This is a genomic window from Arthrobacter sp. B2a2-09 (assembly GCF_027587375.1).
In the GTDB taxonomy this organism is placed as follows: Bacteria; Actinomycetota; Actinomycetes; order Actinomycetales; family Micrococcaceae; genus Arthrobacter.
The window spans coordinates 33,791-58,687 of record NZ_JAMXIC010000029.1; the positions used below are offsets into that span (position 1 = coordinate 33,791).

The following is a 24,897-nucleotide window of genomic DNA, read 5'->3' on the forward strand; positions in this document are numbered from 1 at the left end:
TTTGGGGACGGAAGGCTAAATCGGCCCAAAGTGCTGGGCACCGCCCGGTAACAGCGAACCGCGGGCCGCACCTACCATGCCTTCCACTGCGCGGGCCAGGTGCGTACCGCGGTCGCTGACGCCGTCCCAGCGGACCAGCGCCTGGGCATTCAGGCCGTCCACCATGCCCAGGATCTGCCAGGCAACGGACGGAGCGTCGAACGTCTCGAACTCACCAGCCGCGATGCCCGTTTCAACGACACGCTGCACCACCGCCTGCCATGCATCCATCTGCTCACGGACGCAGGCTGCGAGCGCCTCGTTCCGGCGCCCCAGGGTCCACGCCTCCACCCAGACGGCAGTGACATCGAGACGGCTGCCGTCCATGAGCGTCTCGAGGAGCATCCCGAGTTGTTCCAAGGGAGTCGGCAGCCGATCCAGAAGGCCCGAGACTTCCTCGGTCTCCGCCGCCACAATGGTGGCAAAGATGCCCGCGACCAGCGCGTCAACATTGGGCTGGTAATGCGCAACGAGGCCCGACGCCACCCCCACCCGCCCTGCGACATTGCGCAGCGTAATGGCGGAAAGACCCTGCTCAAGGGCTATTTCCTTGGCGGCCTCGGTGATCTCGGCCGCACGTTCGGACGGCGTCTTCCGCGCAGCGCGTTTCTGTATGGTGCTTGACATCACACAACAGTCTAAAGTAGTTTTCTTCCTATTGATCATGCGATCAACAAGCAATTTGAGACACGCCGAATCGCAAACACTCAGCCACACCCAAGGCAAGGACGCCCTGGGTCCCGCGGCTACCACCTCAAAACACGGAGGAGACTTCCATGGCCTGGAGAATGCCAGCCGAAACCGCACCCCACGAACGCACCTGGATGGCGTTCCCCCGCACCGGCCTGACATTGGGCGACGACGCCGCTTCGGCGGAAGAAGCGTACGCCGCCTGGACCACCGTCGCCCATGCAGTGTCCGAGTTCGAGCCCGTCACCATGGTGGTCGACCCCAGCGAACGGGACCGGGCCAGCCGCATGCTCGGCGCCGGAATCGAACAGCTTGAGGCTCCCCTCGACGAATTCTGGATGCGCGACGTCGGACCGACCTTTGTCGTCGACGACGAACGTCCCGGCGTGCTCGGCGCAGTTGACTGGATCTTCAACGGATGGGGTGCCCCGGCCTGGTCCGAATGGGAGAAGAGCGCCGGAATGGCCCGCTTTGTCGCGGAAAAGTCCGGCGCTGAGCTGGTCGGTTCGCTGCTGGTCAACGAAGGCGGTGCCATCCACGTCGATGGTGAAGGCACCGTCCTCGTCACCGAAACCGTCCAGCTGGATCCACGCCGGAACCCTTACGCAGACAAGGCACGCGTCGAAGCGGAACTGTCACGCACGCTGGGCACTACCCACACCGTGTGGGTTCCGCGGGGCCTCACTCGTGACTATGAGGACCTCGGCACGCGCGGCCATATCGACATGGTGGCCACGCTTCCCTCCCCCGGCCGGGTCTTGCTGCACTCGCAGACCAATCCCGAACACCCCGATTTTGAGGTCAGCCGCACCCTCCAGCGGTTCTTCGAAACCCAGCAGGACGCCGCGGGCAAGCCGTTCGAGATCACCCTGCTTCCCGCGCCTGAGACCCTGCGCGACGAGGAAGGCTTCGTCGATTGGAGCTACGTCAACCACCTCGTGGTCAATGGCGGCGTGATTGCGTGCGGCTATGGCGAAGAGCGGGCCGACGCCCTGGCCGCGGACATCCTGGCGGAGGCCTACCCGGGCCGCCGCGTCGTCACAGTGGACGCCCGGCCGATCCTCGCCCGGGGCGGAGGAATCCACTGCATCACGCAACAGCAGCCCAAACTCAACAGGCAGGCTGCACGATGAGCCGCTTCGACGTCGTCGAGGCCTCAATTGCACAATTGCGTGCAGCGCTGGAGGCCCGGAAGGTGACCAGCGAGGAACTCACCCAGGCGTATCTGGACCGCATCGAAGCCTACGACCGCAACGGCATCACGTTGAACGCACTGGTTGTCATGAACCCCGAAGCGCTCGCAGATGCCCGGGCGTCCGACGAGCGCCGGGCAAGGGGCACCACCCTGGGGCCCCTCGACGGCATCCCCTACACCGCCAAGGACAGCTACCTGGCGAAAGGGCTCACGGCCGCCGCTGGCTCCCCCGCGTTCGAAAACCTCATCGCCCAGCGCGACGCCTTCACCATCGAACGCCTCCGCGCAACCGGGGCCGTTCTCATCGGCCTGACCAACATGCCGCCTATGGCCAACGGCGGCATGCAGCGCGGTGTCTATGGACGCGCCGAGAGCCCGTACAACGGCGATTTCCTCACTGCGGCTTTCGGTTCCGGGTCCTCGAACGGCTCGGGAACCGCCACCGCGGCGAGCTTCGGAGCCTTCGGGCTGGGCGAGGAGACCTGGTCCAGTGGCCGCGCACCGGCGTCGAACAATGCCCTGTGCGCGTACACGCCCTCTCGCGGGGTCATTTCAGTGCGTGGCAACTGGCCACTCGTCCCCACCATGGATGTGGTGGTGCCCCACACCCGGTCCATGGCAGACCTTTTGGAATTGCTGGATGTCATTGTTGCCGACGACGCCGAAACCCGCGGCGACTTCTGGCGCGCGCAGCCATGGGTGGAGATCCCGGCCGCGTCCCGGGTCCGTCCGGCTTCCTACCCGGAGCTGGCACCAATCGACGTCGACGGCGCGCGCTCGGCTTTGAAGGGCAAACGCTTCGGGGTGCCGCGCATGTACATCAACGCGGACCCCGACGCCGGTACCAACGAAGCCCCCGGTATCGGCGGACCCACGGGTCAACGAATCCAGACGCGCGATTCCGTGATGGAACTCTGGGAGGCTGCGCGCAGCGACCTCGAAACGGCCGGCGCCGAAGTGGTGTTGGTGGACTTCCCGGCCGTCTCCAACTACGAAGGCGACCGCCCGGGCGCGCCCACGATCGCCACCCGCGGATTGGTCAGCCCGGAGTTCCTCCAGCGGGAAATCGTCGATCTCTCGGCGTGGGCGTGGGACGACTTCCTCTCAGCAAACGGGGATCCGGTACTTAACAGCCTCGCCGACGTCGACGGCACGGCGATCTTCCCGCACCCGGACGGCGCGCTCCGAGACCGCTATGACGGTTTCGATGATGACATCGCCGACTACCCGGCGCACGTCCGCGCGCACGGGGTTGCTTCCGTCACCGACATCCCGCTCCTCGAAGAAGGCCTGCGCGGACTCGAAGAGACCCGGCGAGTGGACCTCGAGGAATGGATGGACGGTCTCCGCCTGGACGCGGTCATCTTCCCTGCCGCCGCCGACGTCGGACCAGCCGACATGGACGTCAACGAATCCTCAGCCGATCTCGGCTGGCGCAACGGCGTCTGGGTGGCCAACGGCAACCTCGTTCCGCGGCATCTGGGGATCCCGACGGTCACCGTGCCGATGGGAACCATGACCGATACCGGCATGCCCGTGGGGCTCACGTTCGCTGGCCGCGCCTACGACGACACCGCACTGCTGGCCCTGGCTGCGGCCTTTGAGGCAACGGGCGAGCGCCGCACCGCTCCCCCGCGCACACCGCGCCTCGACTGACAGATCAGGTGGACTCGTCGTCGAAAGGTGCCTTCTGCCCGGCCGCCAACCGCACAACCGGGCGGGCAGGAGGCTGCATCTGGGTTGGGACGACAGGCTCAGGAAGCGGCTCGTCCTCCTCGAGGAGGGCTTCACGGATAATGCGGCGAGGGTCGTATTGGCGTGGATCCATTTTCCGCCAATCGATGTCCTCGAATTCGGGGCCGAGCTCCTGGCGGATCTTTTCCTGCGCGCCGGAGGCCATGCGCCGCAGTTCGCGGATAAGCCGCCCCAGCTTCCTCGCATACTCTGGAAGCTTGGTCGGTCCAAGGACCAAAACGGCAATGATCAGGAGAAGGGCTACCTTCTCGACCGAAATATCGATCATGGCTCCATTCTAAAGCCACCACCCGGTCCTTCCGGGCGGCACCGGGCTTAGGAGATCGCGAACAACGCAACTGCAAGTCCAGCAGCCATCAGCGCCTCGCGGACTCCCTTCAATCGAGGCACAGCGTGCGATTTGCTCTCGGCCGGCATCGCGAAGGTGCCCAACAGCCACCCCATGGCGGCGAAAATCATGAGCAGCGCACTCATGATGTCAGCAAGGATGATGCCCAATTGGTGTCCTGGATGATCCGACACCGTTCCAGCTCCACTCGACGCGGATAGCAGCACCCAGCCCGAAAGGGCCGCCACCGCTGCGCCATAGATGGCCGACCATCGCCCTGTTTCGCCCAACCCCGAGCCTTGGTACACGACTCTGACGGCAAACAAGAGGAAGACAACGCCAATCGCTGCTCCCAGCGGGACGACACCGAGCGGAGCCCATCCGAGCCCCACCGCCGCCATAGTTGCGGCCAATATCCCCGCGGCGGCCGCATCTATCCGGGCCACCACGCTCTTGGCCCGGAAGATGGCTCCGAACCCCAACACAGCCGCTGCACCGAAAAGCAGCACCAGAGCGCCTACAACAAACCAACCTCGGAACATACCCTGCCAATCCTCCTGCGCGCTTCCGGTTGAAACCCACCCGCAGTCATATCAGTTCCGCATGGGAGAACCCTGCATGCCACGAAGATCTGCCATTCGGGGAGCCCATTTGGACTGGAGAGCTTTGTTGGCTTCCCGTCAAAATGCAGATCTTCGGGAGGAGTTTGACACGGGGCTGCCCACCAATCGCTGAGGTTGTCCAAGGCGACCATTTATCGGCCTGCGTCGAGGGGCGAGACACGCCAACGGCTGGCCGGCTGCAGTTACGCGTGGCCTAGTCCTAGGACCAGCAAGGCGTAGATCCGGGGAAGTGACTTGCCGGCAAAATTCGGGCCGTGGCAGACGGCATCACACCCGGCCGCCTCCGTCACTCGAATGAATGGGAACCCGTTCGCCTGCAGTAGTCGGGATCAACTCGCGAAGCTCGCCCGCCGATACGTTCGCGCCGAATGCTGGGTTCCCCGGCTGCAAGGCCACGCCTGAGGGCAGGCGACCCAAGAGGACTGGGTCGAAACCTAGCGCATCGATCAGTGCAGAGACGGCGACGACGTCGTCGTCTCCGTCCCCGGCCAATGCGATCGCCTTGCGGTCCGGCATCCCGGTTGGCCGACTCTCCTCTTCGAGATCGTGATATCCCATGTGGTTCAGAGCTTTCACGACACGTGAATTGGAAAGGAAGTCCTGCACGATCTCGCTGGTGGAGATACGTGGGTCGTCGAGGTCGTCACGGATGCCGTCGGTTTCCCACCAGTAGTTCATCGCGTCAATCACGAGTTTTCCGCTCAGCTGTGCAACCGGGAGGCTCCGATACTTACCGAGGGGCAAGGCGAGGATGACGACGTCGGCCTCGAGGGCGGCGTTCTCGGGTCGGACTGCCACAGCTCCGGGAACGAGCACTTCGATGGTGAGGGCGATCTTATCCGGGTCTCCAGAGCCTGAGATCAGCACCCGGTAGCCTGCGTCGAGAGCGAGCCGGGCCAGCACAGTGCCGACTTTGCCTGCGCCGAGGATGCCGATGGTGCGGACCGGACTCTTCGTGCCGTTCACGGCCGCGCCCCCGTTCGGGACCCGGTCGAAGTCGAAGATGTGTCAGCGAGCATGTCGCGGACCAGGGGGATAACTCGAGTACCGTAGAGCTCCACGGCCCGCAGGCGGGCCGTCGCGGCCATGTGTCCGCCGGCAGTGTAGATGAGGTCGAACCGGCCGACGTCGAGAGCGCGGATCGCATCAGCCATCTTGGCGGCGACGGTCTCGGGCGAGCCGACATAAAGGGATCCGCGTTCCACATCGGCCTCGAACTCACCGCGCTGAAGGGGAGGCCAGCCGCGCAGCGCGCCAATGCGATCACGAATCACTTTGTAGCCCGGATAGAACAGTTCTTTTGCCGTCTCATCGGTATCAGCGATCAGTCCCGGGGAATGCATGCCCACCGGGAACGCGGTGGTGCCTAGCTGCTCGGTGGCACGGCGGTACAGGTCGACATACGGGGCGAAGCGGGCAGGGGCGCCGCCGATGATGGCCAGCATGAGCCGGAACCCGTAGTTCGCAGTGCGAATCACGGACTGCGGGGTGCCTCCGACGCCGACCCAGGTCCGCAGCCGACCCGAGTCCGTCTTAGGGAACACGTCTGCTTCGTGCAGTGGCGCACGTGTGGTGCCCGTCCATGTGACGGGCTTCTCGTCAAGGAGTTTGTGAAACAAGTCGATCTTCTCGTCGAAGAGGAGATCGTAGTCGCTGAGATCGTAGCCGAACAACGGGAACGACTCGGTAAACGAGCCGCGTCCGAGGATCACTTCGGCACGGCCATTCGAGAGCGCGTCTACGGTCGCGAACCGCTGGAACACTCGCACTGGATCATCGGACGAGAGGACTGTCACACCAGACCCGAGGCGAATCCGGTCGGTTGCAGTGGCGATCCCGGCAAGGACCGTTTCCGGGGTGGAGATGGCGAACTCCGGGCGGTGGTGCTCGCCTATGGCGATCGCGTCAATGCCGATATCGTCGGCGAGGATCGCTTCGGCCAAGGTGGCGCGGATCGCATCGCCGTGGGTGACGATGTCACCGTGAGCGTCGCGAGGCAGGTCCCCGAAGGTGTCAATGCCGAACTCGAGGTCGGTGAAGTCGTTCATGAGTTTTTCCCTTTTCAAATGCCGAGGTGGTGGTCAGTTCAGGCGTGGACGGCCTTGACAATCTGCGCCGGTGTTCGGCCGGTGAGGTGCCAGTCGCCTGGATTCTCGGCGAGCAGCTCGCGGACACGCGGAGCGACCCTTTCGCCGAACAGGCGGATGCTGTGTTCGCGAGCCTGCCGGGGAAGGTGCAGCACGTCGTATTTGAGGTCGAAGCGGGACAGATGGTTCGCGCGCACGATCCCGGCGATCTTCTGCGCCACGGTCTCGGGAGATCCGACGTAGAGGGCGCCAGTGTCGACCTCCTCGGCGTATCGTTCGGCGGTCGGCGGGTAGAAGCCGCGTTCCTTGCTGACCTGTGTCACGACAGGCTGCCAATGCTTCCAGTGGACGTTCTTCGCTTCTTCGTCGGTGTCGGCGATAAAGCCGAGGGAATGCTGCGCGATCGGCAGCTCTGGGTGCCCGAATGATGAGAGCGCCCGCAGGTAGAGCTCGGCGTGCCCGGCGAAGCGCTCGGGGCGTCCGCCGATGATGGCCATCATGAGCGGAAGTCCGTGCCGCGCCGCGCGGATCACGGAGTCGGGGCTGCCGCCTATTCCGATCCACGCCGGGATCCCGCCATCCGGCATCCGCGGATGCAGACGCACGTTCTCGAGCGAGCTGCGGTACTTCCCGGACCAGGTCACGCGATCCTCCCGCAGGAGACGGAGGAACAGATCGAGCTTCTCCTCGAAGATGTCCTCGTAGTCGGCGATGTCGTAACCGAACAGCTGGAACGACTCGATCGCGGATGCCCGGCCTAGGACGAGCTGCGTGCGGCCGCCGGAGATCCCGTCGACGGTCGCGAACTCCTGATACAGGCGCACCGGATCCTGCGTCGAGAGCACGGTGACCGAGGTGCCGAGGTGGATGCTGGAGGTAGCCTGTGCGGCGGCCGCCAACAGCACCGGGGTGGCCGAGTCGACCATGCCCTCCCGATAGTGCTCGCCGACGCTGAAAACGTCCAGACCGACGGCCTCTGCCAGCTGCGCCTCCTCGATGAGTAGACGCAGCGTCTCGGCATCCGACATCACGCGACCTGCGTCGGTTGAGATGTCGCCGAACGAGTTCAGCCCGAACTCAAGATCATCGATCTGACCAACCATCACGTCCCCGGCCCTTCTCGTCGCCCCGGACCTTCCGGATTGACGTGTCAATACCCCGAACAACGCTATAGTTGACGTATCAATTCCCGGAGGTGAGATGGTCTACGCGAAGCACCGCACGATGCCGACTCCCGTGCAGTTGCGGATCTGGCGGGACTACATCGAAACAGCCGAGGCGCTGCGCACACGCCTCACGGGTCGCCTACAGAACGAGTCGTCCCTGTCGTCAGGGGACTACCAGGTGCTGCTCGCCCTCAGCGAGGCGGAACATCACACGATCCGGTCATCAGAGCTCGCTGCCATGATCGGCTGGGAACGCAGCCGCTTGTCGCATCACCTGGGCCGCATGGAGAAGCGGCAGCTCATCCGACGGATCCCCTGCGCAGACGCCGTGCACGGCATCGATGTGATCGCCACCGATCCGGGACTGGAGCTATTCCGTGCCGGATCGGTCCCGCACCTGCGCGCCGTGAAGGAAATCTTCATCGACGCGCTGTCCGCGGAGCAGCTCACACAGGTCGAGGACATCGCAATCGTCCTGCGCCGACATCTTGGCCTCGATTCCGAGGTCGGAACAAGGGAGTGAACATGAACGAGATGAATCAGGGCGATCAAACGCCTCAACGCGAGTCTATTGCGATCCGCCAGTATCGCGCCCCCGGCATCGTCGTGACCTGGGAACCTGCCCGTTGCCGACACGCGGCCGAATGCATCCGAGGGCTTCCACAAGTGTTCAACCGTGACGTACGGCCGTGGATCGATACCAGCCGTGCCAGCGTTGACGAACTGGTCGAGGTGATCGACCGGTGCCCCAGCTACGCGCTGGGATACCACGCCGCCGACGGCCGGATGCGGACACCGCCTGGGGAAGGCGACACCTCCGCCACATAGTCGTACGTTGCAGCCGCAAACCCGACCAGGCCTGGCAGAATGTCAGAGCGTTTGAAAGACCGGGGCATCGACACCCCCTGGGAAACCCTGCATGCCACGAAGATCAGGGCTGGAACAGCAGCGCAATGACTCCGGAGCGGACAATGATGGTCGCCCCGAGCGCGACGTAGACCACAGGAATAACCCAGTTTCCGGCCCGGCGGCAGAGCGCAGCTACGCCCGGGTGCGCTGTCAGCCAGTAGCCGGCGGCGCACCACACTGCCACCATCACCGCGAAGGTCAGACCCGTCACCACCGCAGCGGCCAGTCCCAGCGAGCGGAACAGCGGGACGTATACCGAGATGTTGTCTCCACCGTTGGCTACTGTCACGGCGACAACCACGGGCAGCGTCAGCGAGCGGGGCTTCGGTGGATCTCCGGACGGGCGGGCAATCCTGAGCAAGGCGTAACAGCCCAAAGCAAGCGGCACCAGACCGAGGAAACCGACCCACTCCACCGGGAGGGGGCTGAGCACCAAAGCCGCTGCGGCCGCAACCCCGGTCAGTATTCCGATGCCGATGTATTGGCCTACCCAAATTCGCCAGAGTCTTGGCACCGGGCGCGTCCTGGCTGACAAGAAAAGAACGGACAAGACCAGAAGGTCATCAAGGTTTGTCGCCGCAAAGGCTCCGGCCGCTGTCAGTACGGTGCCGCCCAGATCTTCCATCGTTGATGACACTACCGCTTGGAGACAGCGAGTTTGCCCGGACCACACCGGCTGGCGCCAGCGATCCGGCCGTGGCAGCATCGGACGATGACTACAGATACCCGTCCGAACGTCGAGCCCGGGCAGCCGGAACCTGCCGTTCCGCTACTCGGCGGAGACGTGACCGAGGGGCTCGTCCGGGTCGGCGATACAGTGCGGCGGCCTGTAGGCGACGCTTCGCAACGGGTCCGCCGTCTCCTGGATTTCCTGCATTCGGCCGGATTCGAGGGAGCGCCTCGCTTCCTGGGCATTGACGAAAGCGGCAGGGACACCCTGAGTTTCGTCCCCGGGGACACCGCCGGCCGCCCCTGGCCACGCTGGGTCGCCGACGAATCGAGTGCCGTCAGCGTCGCGCGGCTGGTGCGGAGCTACGATGACGCAGTGCAGCCGCTGGGCGTACCCGGCTGGGCACGCGCGGGCGAGGAGGCCGATCCCCAGGGGTGCCCTGGCTCGATTGCGGGACCGGCGACATTCCTCGCCCACATGGACATCACCCCGGAGAACGTTGTCTTCCAGGACGGTACCGCCGTGGCCCTGATCGACTTCGATTTGCTGCGCCCGGCAACCCGCGCGGAAGAAGTCGCGAACCTGCTCCTCTGGTGGGGCGCCTGGATGCCCGTCACCGACCGCGATCCAGTCATGCGGGAGGTCGACGCCGCCTCCCGGGCTGCCGTGCTAGTGGACGCCTACGGCCTGGGTCCGATTGATCGCGCCAAGGTAGTTGACGTGGCCCTGAACGCCGCCGGGCGCTCCTGGCATTTGATGCGGCGCAGGGCGCTTACCCAGGGCGGCGGGTGGAAACGGATGTGGGATGAAGGCATCGGTGACAAGATTCTTCGCCGCCGAGCCTGGCTGGCCGAAAACGCCGCAGTTCTCCACGCCGCAATAACGTGACCGGGCTTTAAGCTTCGTCGAGATGGCGAAGAACCGCCGCAACGTCCGCGGCTGGAGTTTTCGGCAGTGAGGGGGCCCCACCCTAACCGCAGGCCGTAGCCACTTGGAAAGAGCTTGGGGAACTCAATGCATTTCATCATTTTCACTTAATGAGAATGAGTATTGATAGCATCAGAACTCACCATCGCTCCCACCCGAAAGTCCCCCATGCATCCTGCCCTCCTGGTTCGAGATTTGAGGGTGTCCCTTCGGGGACGCGCCCTGATTGATGGAGTCAGCTTCGCTATTGACCCGGGTCAAAGACTGGCCCTTCTTGGAGCCTCGGGTTCAGGCAAGTCCCTGACCGCGGCCGCCCTCCTGGGACAGCTTCCAGCTGCGATGCGTGCTTCCGGGCGCATGCTGATCAACGGGGTGGAAGTCCCGTTGTCCACCAGTCGAACCCGACGCGCCGGGATCACCGCAATCCATCAGGACCCCATGTCAGCGCTCAATCCCTTGGTCCGCCTGGGCAGACAACTGGAGATCCCGCTACGGAACGCGGGCCTTTCAGCCTCATCGGCACGGCAACGGGCACGTGAGCTTCTCGCGTCGGTGGGGATAGAAGGAGCCGAGCGGACCATGCAAAGCTTCAGCGGTGAATTGTCGGGCGGTCAGCTGCAACGGGTCTGCATCGCCCTCGCCCTGGCCTGCCGTAGCGCCGTCCTGGTGGCGGATGAACCGACTACCGCGCTGGACGTGGTCAGCCAGGCCAAGGTCCTCGATGCCTTGTCCTTGTATTCGGAATCGACGAAGTCTGCGAGCGCGCATTCCGAATCCGCGCGTTCCACGCCCGTGGGCGCGATGTTGTTCATCACTCATGACCTCGCTGTGGCTGCGGCCTTTTGCCACCAGGCCCTTGTCCTGGGTTCCGGCCGGATCATCGAAGCCGGATCGATGGAGTCGCTGATAGAGCGGCCCAAACACGAGTACACGAAGCAGCTGGTCGAAGCCGCCCATGCCGGCTTTGATGCCCTCCGCCGGGAAGCCACGGCATGAATGCAATATTGAGCGCCGACAACCTATGTCTCAGCTACCCCGGCCGGGGGCTCCTGAAGCAACGGTCAGCCCGGCCGGCATTGCAGGACGTCTCCCTCAGGATTGCCACCGGCGACAGCATCGGCCTGGTGGGCGGCTCGGGTGCAGGAAAATCGACACTCCTGCGGATCTTGCTCGCTTTGGAGAAGCCGAATGCCGGAACCGTCACGTTCAACGACACCCCGGTTGCGCCCGGCCGCGCATCGTCATTGAGGTGGTACCGCCGCGCGGTGCAATACATCCCGCAGAATCCGGCGGCGAGCCTTGACCCTGGCATGAACGTGGAGCGACTTCTCCTGGAACCCCTGAGGCAACTGCGCATCGACGGAGACCACCGCTGGATGATCCTGGATGCCATGCAACGGGTCGATCTCGATCCTGGCCTGCTTACGCGTCGGCCCCGGGAACTCTCCGGCGGGCAAAACCAACGCGTGGCCATTGCACGGGCCCTGGTCCCCGCGCCGAGCATCCTCCTGGCGGATGAGCCGGTCAGCGGGCTCGATCTTCCCCTCAGGAACACGGTCTTGGACCTCATGGAGCATTTGGTCCATCGGGACGGGCTTGGGCTCCTGTTTGTCTCCCACGACCTAGCCGCCGTCGCCCGGCTTTGCTCTCAGACCCTGGTCCTCTCCGGGGGACGCATCGTGGAGCGCGGGCCGACCACAGCCGTGTATGCCAATCCACAGACCCGGGAAGCCAAGGAGCTCGTAACGTCCGCGGCGCTCATGCACTGTTTCCTTCCGGCACCCCTCCCTGCGCCGCACCCGCAACAAGTCCACCCCGCTTAAATCCACTCGCACCCACGAAAGAAGGCACCCATTCATGGCTATTCCACGTCCAAACGCAGTTGCCGCGATACTCCTCTCCTCCGCAATGGCCGCGGCACTCAGCGCTTGCTTCGCCCAAGGCAACACATCATCGGTCACCAGCAACGACTCCCGAATCAAAGTAGCCATGTTGCAGCCACCCCGTTCGGGACTCACTCCCCTGAGCGACGACGCCTTCAAACTCTCACGGTGGAAGACCGCCGAGACACTCGTGGTCCTGGATGCCCTCGGCGATGCCCAGCCATCGCTTTCAACAGCCTGGAAGCAACTGGACGGCAGGAACTGGCGCTTCGAACTCCGCGCAGGGGTGAAATTCCATGACGGGACGCCTCTCACGGCGGAGCAAGTGGCGGCGTCGTTGACGGCGGCGGCCAACGCGAAGCCCAAGCCGCGGATCCTCGACGGCGTCCAGCTGGGCGTCCGCACGGACGGCGGGAACGCCGTCGTCGTAACCACCCAGACGGACGACCCGCTGGTTCCGCAGCGGCTTTCGAGCCCCCAGCTTTCCATCCTTGCCGCGTCCGCCTACAAGCCAGGCGGCGTCGTGAGCCCCATCAATGCCGGAACGGGCCCTTATGTGCTTGTGTCCGCGGACGGCACCAGCTCGGCAACGCTCAACCGCTTCGCCGACTACTGGGGCGAAAAAGCGGCGAGCAGCGGCGTCGACGTCCAATACGTTCCCGACGGCACGGCGCGCGCAGCCGCCCTGAGGACCGGAACTGCCGACGTCGTAGAGGCCATTCCTGTCGGCCAGGTCGCCCAGATCAAGGCAGATTTGATCCATGAGGTCCCCATGCCCCGCACCAATACCCTCTACCTGAACACCAAGGCGGGTCCTTTCGCGGATCCGTCGGTCCGGGCAGCGGCACGCGCGTCAGTCGAACGAGCCACCATTGTTGAACGGGTCTACGAAGGACGTGCGGACATCGCCGAAGGCCTCCTGGGCCCGGCTCTCCCCTGGGCCGCCAAGGAACGGCAAAACACCTCATACATTGAAGCCCTGAAGAAGCGTGCGGAAGCAGCACCCGCCAATGGCCTCCGCATCAAACTGGGCACGTTCACGGACCGGGCCGAGCTGCCCGAGGTCGCCGTGCAGCTTGAGCAGCAGCTCGAAGCCGCCGGCTTCATCGTGGAGCAGGAAGTCCGCGAGTACCAGCACATCGAAGCAGACGCCCTGGCCGGAAAGTTCGATGCCTTCATCCTGTCCCGGGCCACGGTCCTCGACTCAGGCGACCCTGTCGCCTACATGTTCAGCGACTTCTCCTGCAAAGGCTCCTTCAACATCTCCCAGTTCTGCGACACGGAGGTGGACGCTGCACTGAGCAAGGCCGCCGCCATCCCGGCAGGCCCGGAGCGCCGGGCGGCAATTGCCTCCGCCGAGGCGCTGATCCTCGCGAAGGACGCGGCCGTGCCGCTGCTGCACGAACGCGTCATCCAAGGCGAATCGGCCAGGATCCGCAATGTGGAACGCGATCCCCGCGAGCGCGCCCTGATCACCAGCAAGACAGGAATCGCCGGCTGATGTGGCGCCCGGCGTTCATCAAAACTGCGGCTTCCCGAGCCGGGGCACTCTTCTCGATAGTTGTGCTGATCGGACTCTTGCCATGGCTTTCGGGACAAAGCCCGGAGTACACCATCCTGCGGGCCCGGTACGCCGACCGGGAAGCGACTGATGAAACGCTGGGCATGATCCGCGCGGAACTCGGACTCGATCGAGGACCACTGCACATCTTCCTCGACTGGACCGGTGGCCTTTTGCGCGGCGACATGGGAAATTCCTGGATTACCAACACGCCCGTTGGCCCCGGCACCTTGGAAACCCTCGGAGTCTCAGTCACCCTGATGGCCTGCGCGGTGGCCGTCGCAACCATGGTGGCCACAGCGCTCTGCGTTCCTTCCGTGATCCGGGGACTGGCCGGGAACCCGGGGCGAGGCACCGGCGTCGTGGCGGCGGCCATGACCGCGCTCCCCGAGTTCCTCCTGGCGGCGATGCTGCTTGTGATCGGTGCCGTGTGGCTGGGCTGGTTCCCGCCCTATGGCTGGCAGGGCATGGACCACGCGGTGTTGCCGGCGCTCTCCCTCGGCCTGCCCGCCGGCGGGCTGATCGGGCGGCTGCTTTCCGACGCCATCAGCCTGGCGTTCGCCGAAAAATGGGTAGGCACCTGGGCCATGGCCGGAGCAAGCCGCGGCAGGCTCACCGCGGCGGTGTTCCGCCGGGCCCTGCCATCGGTGATGAGCCAGATCGGGCTTGTCCTCATTGGCCTCACCGGCGGGGCGGTTGCAGTGGAGAAGGTCTTCGCGATCCCCGGTTTGGGCCGCGCGGTCCTGGGCGCGGCGAGCGCTCAGGACATACCCGCGCTGCAGGCAGGTGTACTGGCCCTTCTCATGCTGGCCATCGGGGCAGGTTCCCTCAGCGCGGCGGCCCGGTACCTTCTGTTGGGAGCGGCGCTGCGCTCGGGGACAGTTCCGGTTCCGGACTTGCCGGCAAGATCACGACGGCGGGATGTCGCCGTTCCGCTCGTTGCGGCGGGAGCGTTACTGCTCATCGTCGTCGTGGGCTTGCTTCGCGATCCATTCACATCGAACCATGCACGGCTTGCCAGCCCGGGGTTCGAGCTGCCCTTCGGGGCCGATGCCAGCGGACGTGACCTCCTTGCCCGGGTGGGACATGGTGCCGTGTCCACGTTGGGAACTGCTTTTCTCGTGGTGCTGGCTTGCCTTGTGATCGGGATCGTCGTCGGGCTCTTCCCGCTCGCGGCCACCGGTCCCCTTGAAGTAGCCAACGCCGCTCCGCCCATCCTGGCTGGCCTGATCGTGGCCGTGGTGACCGGGCCCTCGGCCGAAGGTGCGGCGATAGCCGTTGCCCTGGTCAGTTGGGCACCCCTGGCCGCCCATACAGCGGCCTTGGCGCAGGAGGCCAGGGCGCAGCCCCACGTGAAGATCCTTCCTGTCCTGGGCGTAGGAAGGGTCCGCATCCTCTGGCGCTATATCCTCCCGGCGGTCCTTGGCCCGGTGTTCAGGCATTCGATGCTCCGGGTACCGGGGATCGCGCTCGCCTTGGCTGCTTTGGGATTCCTCGGCCTCGGCCCCCATCAACCGTCGCCCGAGTGGGGCCTCATCCTCGCTGAGGGAATCAACTACGTGGAGCGTGCCCCCTGGGCCGTTGCCGCCCCGGCGTCGGCGTTGATCCTCGCCTCGATCCTGGCAGTTTCACTGTCTAGCGTGACGTGGTCGCGCTCGCAGAGGGATCCGGCCTCCGATTGACTCATTAGAATATATGTTCGAAAATTGAATATGCCTTCCCGCCTGTCTTCCGCCTCGCCAGCTTCGCTGCGCGATGACTTGCAGGCGCAGATCCACCTCATGCAGGGCAAGCGGGGAAGCGAACGCTCACTACCCGTACTCCCCTCACTCAGCAGGCTCCTCCCGGGCGGGCTGCGCCCGGGAGCGGCGTACTCCATACAGGGATCCATGTCGCTGGCCATGGCCTTGTTGGCCGGCCCGTCACGCAATGGCTCATGGTGCGGGGTAGCAGGGCTGCCTGACTTCGGGGTCGAGGCAGCAGCAGGTTTCGGTATTGCGCTCGATCGGCTGGTGCTGGTGCCTGACCCCGGGACCAGCTGGACGCCGGTGATCGCCGCCATGGCGGACGTGCTCTCGGTGGTGCTTGCGCGTGCTCCGGAAAGAGTCGCGCCCGCCGAGGCTGCCCGCTTGGGAGCCAGGCTCCGGGAGCGGAGTTCCGTCCTCCTTGTCCTGGGACCATGGCCGCAGAGTGAAGCCGTCTTGCAAGTGAATGGATATGAGTGGGCGGGGCTCGGACAGGGCCATGGACATCTCGCCAAGCAGGAGCTCGAACTCGAAGTCGGTCTGCGGGGAAGTTCCCGCAGGGCCTCCGTGGATCTTGCGGACAGCGGTCCGGTGGATCTGTCCCGCCATCGGATGGGAGCATGATGCTGTTTCAGCTTGAAACCCCGGTGCGCGCGTTGGTGACATGGTTCCCGGACTGGCCGCTCGTCGCCGCCCGCTTGGCAGATGCCCTGCCGCCTGATGTACCTGCGGCAGTCATAGGCCAAGGGGTCATAGCTGCTTGCTCCGCGGAAGCCCGGGCAGAGGGAGTGGTCCGGGGCTTGCGGTTGAGGGAAGCGCAGACCCGTTGTCCTGAGCTGGTGGTATGTGCGGTTGATCCTGTGCGGGATGCGAGGGAATTCGAGCCTCTGGTCTCGTCACTCGAGGAACGGACTCCTGGCGTCGAGGTGCTTCGCCCCGGCCTATGCGCTATCCGGGCCAGGGGTGCCGCCCGATATTACGGTGGTGAGGAAGCGGCCGCCGGTGCTGTGCTTGAATCGGCGGACCGCCTCGGCGTGGAGGCCCGGGTGGGAATCGCCGATTCCGTGTTTGCCGCCGAGCAAGCAGCCCGGAGCACCAGCGAACTCTCTGCCCTGCTTGTGCTCCCGCCGGGTTCGTCCCGGGATTTCCTGGGTCCATTTCCGGTGGAAGTACTAGGCCAGCCAAAGCTGGCCTCCTTGCTCAAGCGCCTTGGCATCCTCACCCTGGGGAATTTCGCCAATCTTCCCGCTGCGGATGTCCGGGCCCGTTTCGGGGCTGCCGGAATCACTGCGCACGCCCTGGCAAGCGGCCAGGATCCCCGCAAAGTGATACCCCGGACTCCCCCGCGGAAACTGGATCAACGGGCGGAATTCGAACCCGGCCTGGACCGGGTTGACCAACTCGCCTTCCAGCTCCGCGCCACGGCAGACACCTTCGTGGCCGGAGTGCAGACGGAAGGCCTGGTCTGCACGGAGCTGAGGGTCCTGATCACTGATGAAGCAGGGAGCCGCTCCGAGCGGACGTGGGGCCACCCCCGCCACTTCACAGCCAGCGACGTCGTGGACAGGGTACGTTGGCAGCTTCAGTCACAGCCCCCCGCCCAAGCCAACGATAAAACGGTCACCGGTGGAATGGACGACGGCGGCATGGCTCGCGGCGGACTGTCGTCACCGGTCACGCGGGTCGAGTTCGTCCCCGTCCGGGTGGACTCCATCGCCCATCATGGGCGGGCGCTCTTTGGAGACGGAGCCGAGGAGCAGATTCATCATGGACTCAGCCGGATCCAAAGCATGCTGGGGCATGAAGCCGTCGTAGTGCCTGCGATCTCCGGAGGTCGTTTGCTGGCCGAGCGGCGCCGTTTGGTTCCTTGGGGAGATGCCTTGCCCGCGGGCGCAGCCGCCCTGGCCTCCAGACCGTGGCCCGGCAGGATTCCAGACCCGCAGCCCGCCACGGTGTTCGCTTCCCTCATCCCTGTCCTGCTGCTCGATGCGAACAAGGAAAAAGTCCGTACGGACCATCGTGGCGGATTGCTTGCCCCACCAATGTGGTTCTGTCCCGGCGGAGACCCTGCCCGACGACGAACGGTGGTTCAGTGGGCAGGACCCTGGCCGCTGAGACAGCGGTGGTGGGACGCCTCCCATCGCCTTGAAGCGGACCGGTTCCAGCTTGTGGACGGAAACGGAGAGGCCTGGCTCCTTCTCCTGGACGAGCAGAACTGGTGGGCAGAGGCCCGCTACGACTGAACAGCCAGAGTGGAACACCGAACTTTTAGGCAGGAAGTTTAAAGATGGCTTGGAACAACCCGTCGATCCCGTGGTCGGAGTTCGAACGCACGCTGTCGGACCGGCGAGTGCCGGAGATCGGCAAGGCCAAGGGAGACGGCGGTGACAGCCCCGCCTGGTCAAGGAAACGCGGGCCTTATCGTCCGGTCCCCCTCGATCCCGCAAGGACCGCATCGCGGGCGGGTGCCGCCGTCGTGCCTTATGCCGAACTGCACGCGCATTCGCACTACAGCTTCCTGGACGGCGCCTCCTCGCCCGAGAAAATGGTTGAGGAGGCCGTCCGGCTGGGTCTCCATGCCCTCGCGCTGACCGACCATGACGGCTTCTACGGGATCGTGCGAATGGCCGAGGCCGCCGAAGCCTACGAGCTGAAGACCGTGTTCGGCGCTGAGCTGTCGCTCGGACTCAGCAAACCCCAGCAAGGGGAAGCCGACCCCGAGGGTGACCATTTGCTCGTCCTCGCCCGCCAGGAAGAGGGCTACCACCGCTTGGCAGGGGCGATGACCGCCGCGCATCTGGCCGCCGATGCCGAGAAGGGCCACCCCATCTATGACCTCGATGCGCTGGCGCATTCCCTGAGGGACCACTGCCTGGTGCTGACCGGATGCCGCAAAGGCTCAGTCCGGAGGGCCCTCATGAGCGACGGCGAGCAAGCCGCAGCCTTTGAAGTGGAGGCGTTGATCGAGAGATTCGGGCGCGAAAACGTGGTGGTGGAGCTCTTCGATCACGGGAATCCCCTCGACAGCAGCCACAACGACGCCCTCGTCCGTATTGCCGAGCGAGCGGGCATACCTTTCATCGCCAGCAACGCCGTCCATTATGCGTCCCCGGAGGGATACCCGCTGGCAACGGCCATGGCGGCTGTCCGGGCACGCCGCAGCCTGGAAGAACTCGACGGGTGGCTGCCCGCAAGCAGCGGCGCCCATCTGCGGAGCGGTTCCGAGATGGCAACGCGGTTCGCCCGCTACCCCGGCGCGGTCGAACGGACCGTCGAAATCGCCGACGAGCTTGCGTTCCAGTTAAGGGCTGCCCGCCCGAAGCTGCCCAAGCTTGATGTTCCTGCAGGGCACAGCCTCATCACGTGGCTCCGTCAACTTGTTGAAGAAGGCGTCAGGGACAAGTACCCGGACGCCGACGAACGGGTCCATAGCCGGATCGAACAGGAACTCGCAGTGATCGAGGCGAAGAACTTCCCCGGCTATTTCCTGATTGTGCACGACATCGTGCAGTTTGCCCGTTCCCGCGGCATCCTCTGCCAAGGCCGGGGTTCCGCGGCGAACTCGGCCGTCTGTTACGCGCTGGGGATCACCGCCGTCGACAGTATTTTCTACAACCTTCCGTTTGAACGTTTCCTCTCCAGTCTCCGCGAGGAAGAACCGGATATCGACGTCGATTTCGACTCGGACCGGCGGGAAGAAGTCATCCAATACGTCTACGGGAAGTACGGACGGTTCAACGCGGCCCAGGTAGCGAATGTCATCAGTTACAGGCCGAAGAACGCCGTCAGGGACATAGCCAAGGCACTCGGCTACAGCCAGGGCCAGCAGGATGCTTGGTCCAAGCGGCTCGATCACTGGGGCGATCTCAGCGAAGGCAAGACCCATAACATCCCGGCCCCGGTCCTGGACCTTGCTGATCAAATACTGGGCTTCCCCCGGCACTTGGGCATCCACTCCGGCGGTATGGTCCTCACCGAACGGCCTGTTGGCGAGGTGGTACCCATCGAGCGTGCCCGGATGGAAAACCGTACGGTTCTGCAATGGGACAAGGACGATTGCGAATGGATGGGCCTGGTCAAGTTCGATCTTCTCGGGCTGGGCATGCTGGCAGCCCTGCAGTATTCCTTTGATTTGATCGACAAACATTTCGGGGAACGTTGGACAATCGAGACCATCCCGCGGGAAGAACCGGCCGTCTACGACATGCTCTGCCGGGCCGACTCGATCGGGGTGTTCCAAGTGGAATCACGTGCCCAGATCAGCACGCTGCCGCGGCTGAAACCGAGGAAATTCTACGATCTGGTGGTCGAAATAGCCCTGATCCGGCCAGGGCCGGTCCAAGGCGGTGCCGTCCACCCGTACATCCGACGCCGCGCAGGCACTGAAGGCATCACGTACCTTCATCCATTGCTGGAGCCCGTGCTTGAGCGGACATTGGGCGTGCCCTTGTTCCAGGAGCAGCTGATGCAGATGGCAGTTGCCGTGGGCGGCTGCACTGCCGAGGATGCGGACCTGCTCCGCCGCGCGATGGGCTCCAAACGGGGCCGGGAGAAGATCGAGTCGCTGGAGGCCAAGCTCTATGCGGGGATGGCGGCCAACGGGATCAGCAAGGACGACGCCGACGCCATCTACGCCAAGATCCAGGCCTTTGCGAACTTCGGCTTCGCGGAATCCCATTCCCTGAGCTTCGCGGTGTTGGTCTACGCAAGCTCGTGGCTGAAGCTGCACTATCCTGGCGCATTCCTCGCGTCCCTGCTCCGGGCACAACCCATGGGCTTCTACTCCCCGCAAACCCTCGTGGCGGATGCCCGCAGGCACGGGGTCCACGTGTTGCGCCCGGATGTTCTCCATTCCCTTGCGGAGGCAACCCTCGAAGTGCTCGACGAGGCTACAGGGGCCGAAGCGGGCCAGACGGGCGGCATGGATTCCTGCCTGGACTTCCACCAGCCGAAGATCGGCCTCTTCCAGCAGGATCAACCGCGCGAGGACCACTTGCACCGACGGGATGGCTCACACGCGGTGCGGCTGGGGCTCGACGGCGTCACGTCCATCGGGACCGAGGTGGCGAAGCGGATCGTCGCTGAGCGTGAGGAGCATGGCGCCTACCTGGACATGGCGGATCTGTCCCGCCGCGCGAATCTGAGCGCGGACCAGCTGGAGGCACTCGCGTCAGCCGGCGCACTCGATTCGCTGGGGATGAACCGCCGCGAAGCACTGTGGCAGGCCGGCGATGCCGCGCTCGAGCGGGAAGGACAATTGCCAGGGACCCACGTCGCCGTCCAGCCGCCCCTGCTGCCCGAGCTCTCCCCCCAGGAAAATGTTGCCTACGACATGTGGGCCACAGGCATCAGTACCGATGACCACCCGATGCGCCATGCCCGCGGAGCCCTGGATTCCAGGGGTGTGCTGCGGGTGGACCGGCTCTCCCAGGTCGAGTCCGGCACGCGTGTTGAAGTGGCCGGTGTCGTTACCCACCGCCAACGCCCCCAGACCGCGCAAGGGATCACCTTCGTCAATCTGGAGGACGAGAGCGGCATCCTCAACGTCATCTGCAGCGTTGGCCTCTGGAAGAGGCATCGCCGCGTAGCCCGGGAATCATCCGCACTGATCGTTCGAGGACTCCTTGAACGATCGCCGGAAGGAGTCACCAATCTCGTGGCCGACAAGCTGGAACCCCTGGTCCTGACAGTGAAGTCCAACTCCCGTGACTTCAGGTAGCCAAAAACCAGTCCCGGGCCGGGTTGGTCACTGCCGGCGCATCCCGGAACTGTTCGGGCTGCGCAACCCATCCCACGCTGTTGGCGATGACCCTCTGGATCTGCGGCTGGTGGTAGACGGGGTATTCCTGGTCACCGGGGCTGAAGTAGAAGATCCGCCCCTTCCCGCGAGAGAAGGTCACGCCGGAGCGGAACACCTCGCCGCCTTCGAAGGAGCTGATGAAGATCAGGTCGTCCGGCTCCGGTATGTCGAAGAGTTCGCCGTACATCTCCTGCTTGGGGATCAGAATGGGGCTTTCGACGCCGGCGGCGATCGGGTGCGATGGCTTGACCGTCCACACGAGCTCGCGTTCGCCGTCGTTCCGCCACTTGAGCGAGCACGTGGTGCCGAGCAGCCGCGTGAAGATTTTCGCGAAATGCCCTGAGTGCAGCACCACGAGTCCCATCCCGCCCAGGACATGCCGCTGGACGCGTTCCACTACCTCATCGCTCACCTCGTGGTGCGCGATGTGCCCCCACCAGAGCAGGACGTCGGTGGCAGCAAGGGTTTCCTCATCCAGGCCGTGTTCGGGATCGGCGAGGGTCGCCGTCGTGATTTCAGCATCCGGGTAGAAGCTCCGCAAGCCCGCCGCAATGACACCATGGATGCCGTCCGGGTACATTTCCGCCATGGTGTCCGGCTGGTTGTGGGCCTCGTGGACGCCTTCGTTCCAGACGACGATCTTCAGTTTCTTGTCGGTCATCAGAGCACCACTTCGCGTTGTTCGAGGGCGGACTTGTAGCAGGCATCAAGGATAAGGGCCCGGCTCAGGGCTAGCGATCCGTCGTGTTGTCCCCAGACCGTTTCCCCGCCGCGGACGGCGGCAATGAAGTCGTCGACGACGGCCTGGTGGGCAAGGCCGGGAATCGCTTCGGGCTCGTAGTCGGCGTTTTCGCCGTCCTTCTCGGTGAAGATCCTCAGGCTGCCGACCGGCTGCAGTGGGGCGCCGACGGCGCGCAGTTCAGCACCGCCGTCGGTCCCGTAGACCGTGAAGTCGAGCAGGTCGTCCACCTCGCGGTAGCTCGCCCAACCCGCTTCGAGGATCAGGGTGCCGCCGCCTTCAAGCCGGATGAAGGCAGTGGCAAAGTCCTCTACTTCAAACTTGTGGCTCGCGGTCCCTGCGGTGTAACGGGCATTGCCGCCACGGCCCTGCGGACCCAGCTCCGAGTGCGTCTGCGCAGAGACGGACAGGACCTTGGGCTCGCCCAACAGGTGGAGCGAGTAGTCCAGCACGTGTACTCCGATGTCAGCCAGCGGACCGCCGCCGGCCAGCTCCGGGTTCGTGAACCAGCTGCCCAGGGTGGGGATGCCGGAGCGGCGCAGCCAGGAACCCTTGGCGTAGTACGGCCGTCCGAGTCCGCCGTCGTCGATGATGCTCTTGAGTTTTTGGATGTCGCCACGGCGGCGGTGGTTGAACGCAATGTCCAAGACCCGGCCGGCCTTCCGGGCTGCCTCGACCATGGCGCGTCCTTCTTCGCCGTTGCGTGCCAGTGGCTTTTCGCTCAGCACGTGCAGTCCGCGCTCCAGGGCCGCTATGGAGATCGGGGCGTGCAGGAAGGTGGGAACGGCGACACTGATCGCGTCCAAACCTTCCAGTTCGATCATGTCTTCCCAGCGGGCGAAAGAATGCGGAATGCCGTATTCCTGCTTCATCTGGTCGAGGAGATCTTCTTCCATCCCGACGACGGCGACGATATCCACGCCTTCGATGCTGCTGTAAGCCTTAAGGTGCTGTTGACCAGCCCATCCGATGCCCACAACGCCCACCTTGAGGCTTGCTGACGTTGCTTGCTGCTGAATGCCCACGGTATTCCTGTCTTTTCTCATATCTCGGGTTAGGGGCCAATAAATACGCTTTCATGGGCATCCAAAGAGCGTCAATCGCTTAAGCGCTTCGACTTTTCGCCTTTCCGGATCCGGGCATGCCACGAGCGGTCGTGGCCCGGCATACGCCTAGACTGAGGGCCGGAAAAGGAGTCGCCATGGCCAAGAAACCAACAATCTACGACGTCGCCGAGCGCGCCGTCGTCTCGATCGCGACGGTATCGCTCTCCTTCACCCAGCCGCACCGGGTGCGCGAATCCACCCGGAAATTGGTGATGGAAGCCGCACACGAACTCGGCTACCTGCCCAGTGCCAGCGCCAGGGGCCTGGCCCGGGGGAAAACGGGAGCAATCGGCCTTTTCTCCTACGACTACTTCAACCGCGCAGGCGCCGGCGCGGCCCGTATCCACGGCGATGCGGACGCCCTCCTGCCCCGGGATCTGTTCTCCGACGACGCGAACGAGGAGTTTCGCCTCTTCCCGCTGTATCACGACGAGGTGCAGCGCGGCGTCGAAATGGAATGCCGCAGGCGTGGCTTCGTACTCATGGTCGGCGAGGGCGGTGGCGGAAGATCCGAGGCCGATATCAACGACGTTGCCGGCCGTGTGGACGGCTTGGCGGTGTTCCCGAACACTTTTCCTGTTGAGGTCCTGAGGCGGATCGCCGAACGGATTCCGGTAGTGGAGCTGGCCGATCCGCCGGAAGAGACCGGGCTGAACCGCGTCTCGGTCGAGAACACCGAAGGCATGCGGGTCCTCACCAACCACTTGATCCACCACCACGGACACCGTGCCATCACCTTTTCAGGCCCGTCTGGCTCGCCGGACCGCGAGCAGCGCTTTGCCGGGTACGTCCACGCCATGGCAGAGGCGGGGCTGGACACCCAAACGCTGCCCGCACCTGGGCGGGACGCGGCCGGCACGTTGCGCTCCGGGGTCAACCTCGCCAAAGACGCGGACGCAACCATCAAGCGGCTGATAGCCGGCGCCGCACTTCCTGAAGCCCTTGTCTGTTCCGTCGATGCCGAAGCAATCCTGTATCTGGATGCCCTGGAACGGGCCGGGGTGGAAGTGCCGGGACGGATTGCCGTGACGGGTTTTGATGGCTTGGCGGCTGGCCGCGTCAATCGCCCCACACTCACCACCGTCAGGCAGCCCATGATCGCCCTCGGGCGCGCCGCCGCCAGCATCCTCATCCACCAGATCGCCAATCCCGGATCCGCGCCGGTGGCCCAAGAGCTACCGGTGAAGCTTGTAGTCCGGGAAAGCTGCGGTTGCGGCTGAACTCCAATCGCTACCGTGGCGAGGAGCCCTTTAACGGGGAACGCGCCCCCGCTGCTCGATCCGGCAGCGGGGGCGCGCACTTTCAGGCGTTGGCGATCAGCCCCAGTTCGGCCTTCGAGACCAGGGAGGGATGCTTCGGGAAAACCCGGACGGTGTAGCCGAAGGATCCGGAGCGGTTGATCAGGATGGAACCGGTGAACAGGTGGCGCCCGTTGCCGAGGTCTTCTGTTTCGGTCAGCTCGACCAGAGCCACCTCTTCCAGCTCGTCTCCGTCCTGGGCCCGGCCATACGCCACTTCAACCGACACGTCCTCGGGCGTGAGTTCGTGGAGGGAGATGTAGGCGTTGACCTGGAGGGTGTCCCCGATCTGCGGCTCTTCGGAGACGCCCACGGAATCGACGTGTTCCACGATCAGCTGCGGCCAGGCGTTGCGGACCTTGGTGGTCCAGGCCGC

At 64.7% G+C, this 24,897-nt stretch carries 22 protein-coding genes and 1 pseudogene; 13 read left to right on the plus strand and 10 right to left on the minus strand.

Translation table 11 applies throughout. The annotated features are described in order from the left end of the window. Positions 1-15 precede the first annotated feature (15 nt). Positions 16-666: a TetR/AcrR family transcriptional regulator gene (locus NFJ07_RS22260; protein WP_269997882.1), complete on the minus strand. Its 651-nt coding sequence runs from the start codon at positions 664-666 to the stop codon at positions 16-18. A 149-nt stretch (positions 667-815) separates the two neighbouring features. On the opposite strand from NFJ07_RS22260, the gene NFJ07_RS22265 reads away from it, so the two are divergent. Next, complete coding sequence (locus NFJ07_RS22265) at positions 816-1,862, plus strand: agmatine deiminase family protein (RefSeq protein ID WP_269997883.1); 1,047 nt, start codon at positions 816-818, stop codon at positions 1,860-1,862. Continuing rightward, entirely contained in the window at positions 1,859-3,580 is a 1,722-nt protein-coding gene (locus tag NFJ07_RS22270; protein ID WP_269997884.1) for an amidase, read from the plus strand. Before NFJ07_RS22265 ends, NFJ07_RS22270 begins: the two co-directional genes overlap by 4 nt. Before the next feature lie 4 nt (positions 3,581-3,584). Here NFJ07_RS22270 and NFJ07_RS22275 read toward each other — a convergent pair whose 3' ends face one another. From NFJ07_RS22275 to NFJ07_RS22295, 5 genes are all read right to left on the minus strand, one after another. After that, a complete protein-coding gene (locus NFJ07_RS22275; RefSeq protein WP_269997885.1) occupies positions 3,585-3,947 on the minus strand; it encodes a sec-independent translocase in 363 nt (120 codons plus the stop codon). A 47-nt stretch (positions 3,948-3,994) separates the two neighbouring features. Next, positions 3,995-4,549, minus strand: a complete 555-nt coding sequence (locus NFJ07_RS22280) for a hypothetical protein (RefSeq protein ID WP_269997886.1) — start codon at positions 4,547-4,549, stop codon at positions 3,995-3,997. 348 nt (positions 4,550-4,897) lie between these two features. Next, entirely contained in the window at positions 4,898-5,596 is a 699-nt protein-coding gene (locus NFJ07_RS22285; protein WP_269997887.1) for an NADPH-dependent F420 reductase, read from the minus strand. Then, positions 5,593-6,678, minus strand: a complete 1,086-nt coding sequence (locus tag NFJ07_RS22290) for an LLM class flavin-dependent oxidoreductase (protein WP_269997889.1) — start codon at positions 6,676-6,678, stop codon at positions 5,593-5,595. Before NFJ07_RS22290 ends, NFJ07_RS22285 begins: the two co-directional genes overlap by 4 nt. Positions 6,679-6,716: 38 nt before the next feature. Continuing rightward, positions 6,717-7,820, minus strand: a complete 1,104-nt coding sequence (locus NFJ07_RS22295) for an LLM class flavin-dependent oxidoreductase (RefSeq protein WP_269997916.1) — start codon at positions 7,818-7,820, stop codon at positions 6,717-6,719. 97 nt (positions 7,821-7,917) lie between these two features. Here NFJ07_RS22295 and NFJ07_RS22300 point away from each other — a divergent pair, with 97 nt between their 5' ends. Together NFJ07_RS22300 and NFJ07_RS22305 are read left to right on the plus strand one after the other, a co-directional pair. Beyond that, positions 7,918-8,406 (plus strand): MarR family winged helix-turn-helix transcriptional regulator, encoded by a 489-nt coding sequence (locus NFJ07_RS22300; protein WP_269997890.1) that lies wholly within the window; start codon positions 7,918-7,920, stop codon positions 8,404-8,406. Positions 8,407-8,408: 2 nt separating this feature from the next. Continuing rightward, positions 8,409-8,711, plus strand: a complete 303-nt coding sequence (locus NFJ07_RS22305; RefSeq protein ID WP_269997892.1) for a (4Fe-4S)-binding protein — start codon at positions 8,409-8,411, stop codon at positions 8,709-8,711. A gap of 103 nt (positions 8,712-8,814) precedes the next feature. On the opposite strand, the gene NFJ07_RS22310 is transcribed toward NFJ07_RS22305, so the two are convergent. Next, positions 8,815-9,417: a cadmium resistance transporter gene (locus NFJ07_RS22310; RefSeq protein ID WP_269997893.1), complete on the minus strand. Its 603-nt coding sequence runs from the start codon at positions 9,415-9,417 to the stop codon at positions 8,815-8,817. Positions 9,418-9,504: 87 nt separating this feature from the next. On the opposite strand from NFJ07_RS22310, the gene NFJ07_RS22315 reads away from it, so the two are divergent. The 8 genes from NFJ07_RS22315 (at position 9,505) to NFJ07_RS22350 (ending at position 21,297) form a co-directional block, all read left to right on the plus strand. Beyond that, a complete protein-coding gene (locus NFJ07_RS22315) occupies positions 9,505-10,350 on the plus strand; it encodes a phosphotransferase (RefSeq protein ID WP_269997894.1) in 846 nt (281 codons plus the stop codon). A 162-nt stretch (positions 10,351-10,512) separates the two neighbouring features. Next, positions 10,513-11,385, plus strand: coding sequence for an ATP-binding cassette domain-containing protein (locus NFJ07_RS22320; protein ID WP_269997896.1), 873 nt, complete (start codon positions 10,513-10,515; stop codon positions 11,383-11,385). A gap of 8 nt (positions 11,386-11,393) precedes the next feature. Continuing rightward, complete coding sequence (locus tag NFJ07_RS22325) at positions 11,394-12,212, plus strand: ABC transporter ATP-binding protein (RefSeq protein WP_269997897.1); 819 nt, start codon at positions 11,394-11,396, stop codon at positions 12,210-12,212. 34 nt (positions 12,213-12,246) lie between these two features. Next, positions 12,247-13,773: an ABC transporter substrate-binding protein gene (locus NFJ07_RS22330; protein ID WP_269997899.1), complete on the plus strand. Its 1,527-nt coding sequence runs from the start codon at positions 12,247-12,249 to the stop codon at positions 13,771-13,773. Then, on the plus strand, positions 13,773-15,515 hold the full coding sequence (locus tag NFJ07_RS22335; protein ID WP_269997901.1) for an ABC transporter permease subunit: 1,743 nt from the start codon (positions 13,773-13,775) through the stop codon (positions 15,513-15,515). Before NFJ07_RS22330 ends, NFJ07_RS22335 begins: the two co-directional genes overlap by 1 nt. 24 nt (positions 15,516-15,539) lie before the next feature. Continuing rightward, on the plus strand, positions 15,540-16,202 hold the full coding sequence (locus NFJ07_RS22340; RefSeq protein WP_269997902.1) for a hypothetical protein: 663 nt from the start codon (positions 15,540-15,542) through the stop codon (positions 16,200-16,202). Then, positions 16,199-17,821 (plus strand): DNA polymerase Y family protein, encoded by a 1,623-nt coding sequence (locus NFJ07_RS22345; protein ID WP_269997903.1) that lies wholly within the window; start codon positions 16,199-16,201, stop codon positions 17,819-17,821. Before NFJ07_RS22340 ends, NFJ07_RS22345 begins: the two co-directional genes overlap by 4 nt. 44 nt (positions 17,822-17,865) lie before the next feature. Next, entirely contained in the window at positions 17,866-21,297 is a 3,432-nt protein-coding gene (locus NFJ07_RS22350) for an error-prone DNA polymerase (protein ID WP_269997904.1), read from the plus strand. Here NFJ07_RS22350 and NFJ07_RS22355 read toward each other — a convergent pair. Both NFJ07_RS22355 and NFJ07_RS22360 read right to left on the minus strand, forming a co-directional pair. Further along, on the minus strand, positions 21,290-22,039 hold the full coding sequence (locus NFJ07_RS22355) for a ThuA domain-containing protein (RefSeq protein WP_269997906.1): 750 nt from the start codon (positions 22,037-22,039) through the stop codon (positions 21,290-21,292). The two genes, NFJ07_RS22350 and NFJ07_RS22355, sit on opposite strands and share 8 nt — an antisense overlap. Further along, a complete protein-coding gene (locus tag NFJ07_RS22360; protein WP_269997908.1) occupies positions 22,039-23,142 on the minus strand; it encodes a Gfo/Idh/MocA family protein in 1,104 nt (367 codons plus the stop codon). The genes NFJ07_RS22355 and NFJ07_RS22360 overlap by 1 nt, the downstream gene beginning before the upstream one ends. A 176-nt stretch (positions 23,143-23,318) precedes the next feature. Here NFJ07_RS22360 and NFJ07_RS22365 point away from each other — a divergent pair, with 176 nt between their 5' ends. Beyond that, positions 23,319-24,443 (plus strand): LacI family DNA-binding transcriptional regulator, encoded by a 1,125-nt coding sequence (locus tag NFJ07_RS22365; protein ID WP_269997909.1) that lies wholly within the window; start codon positions 23,319-23,321, stop codon positions 24,441-24,443. Positions 24,444-24,525: 82 nt separating this feature from the next. On the opposite strand, the pseudogene NFJ07_RS22370 reads toward NFJ07_RS22365, so the two are convergent. Continuing rightward, positions 24,526-24,897: pseudogene (locus NFJ07_RS22370) on the minus strand (DUF3417 domain-containing protein); the annotation flags it as partial.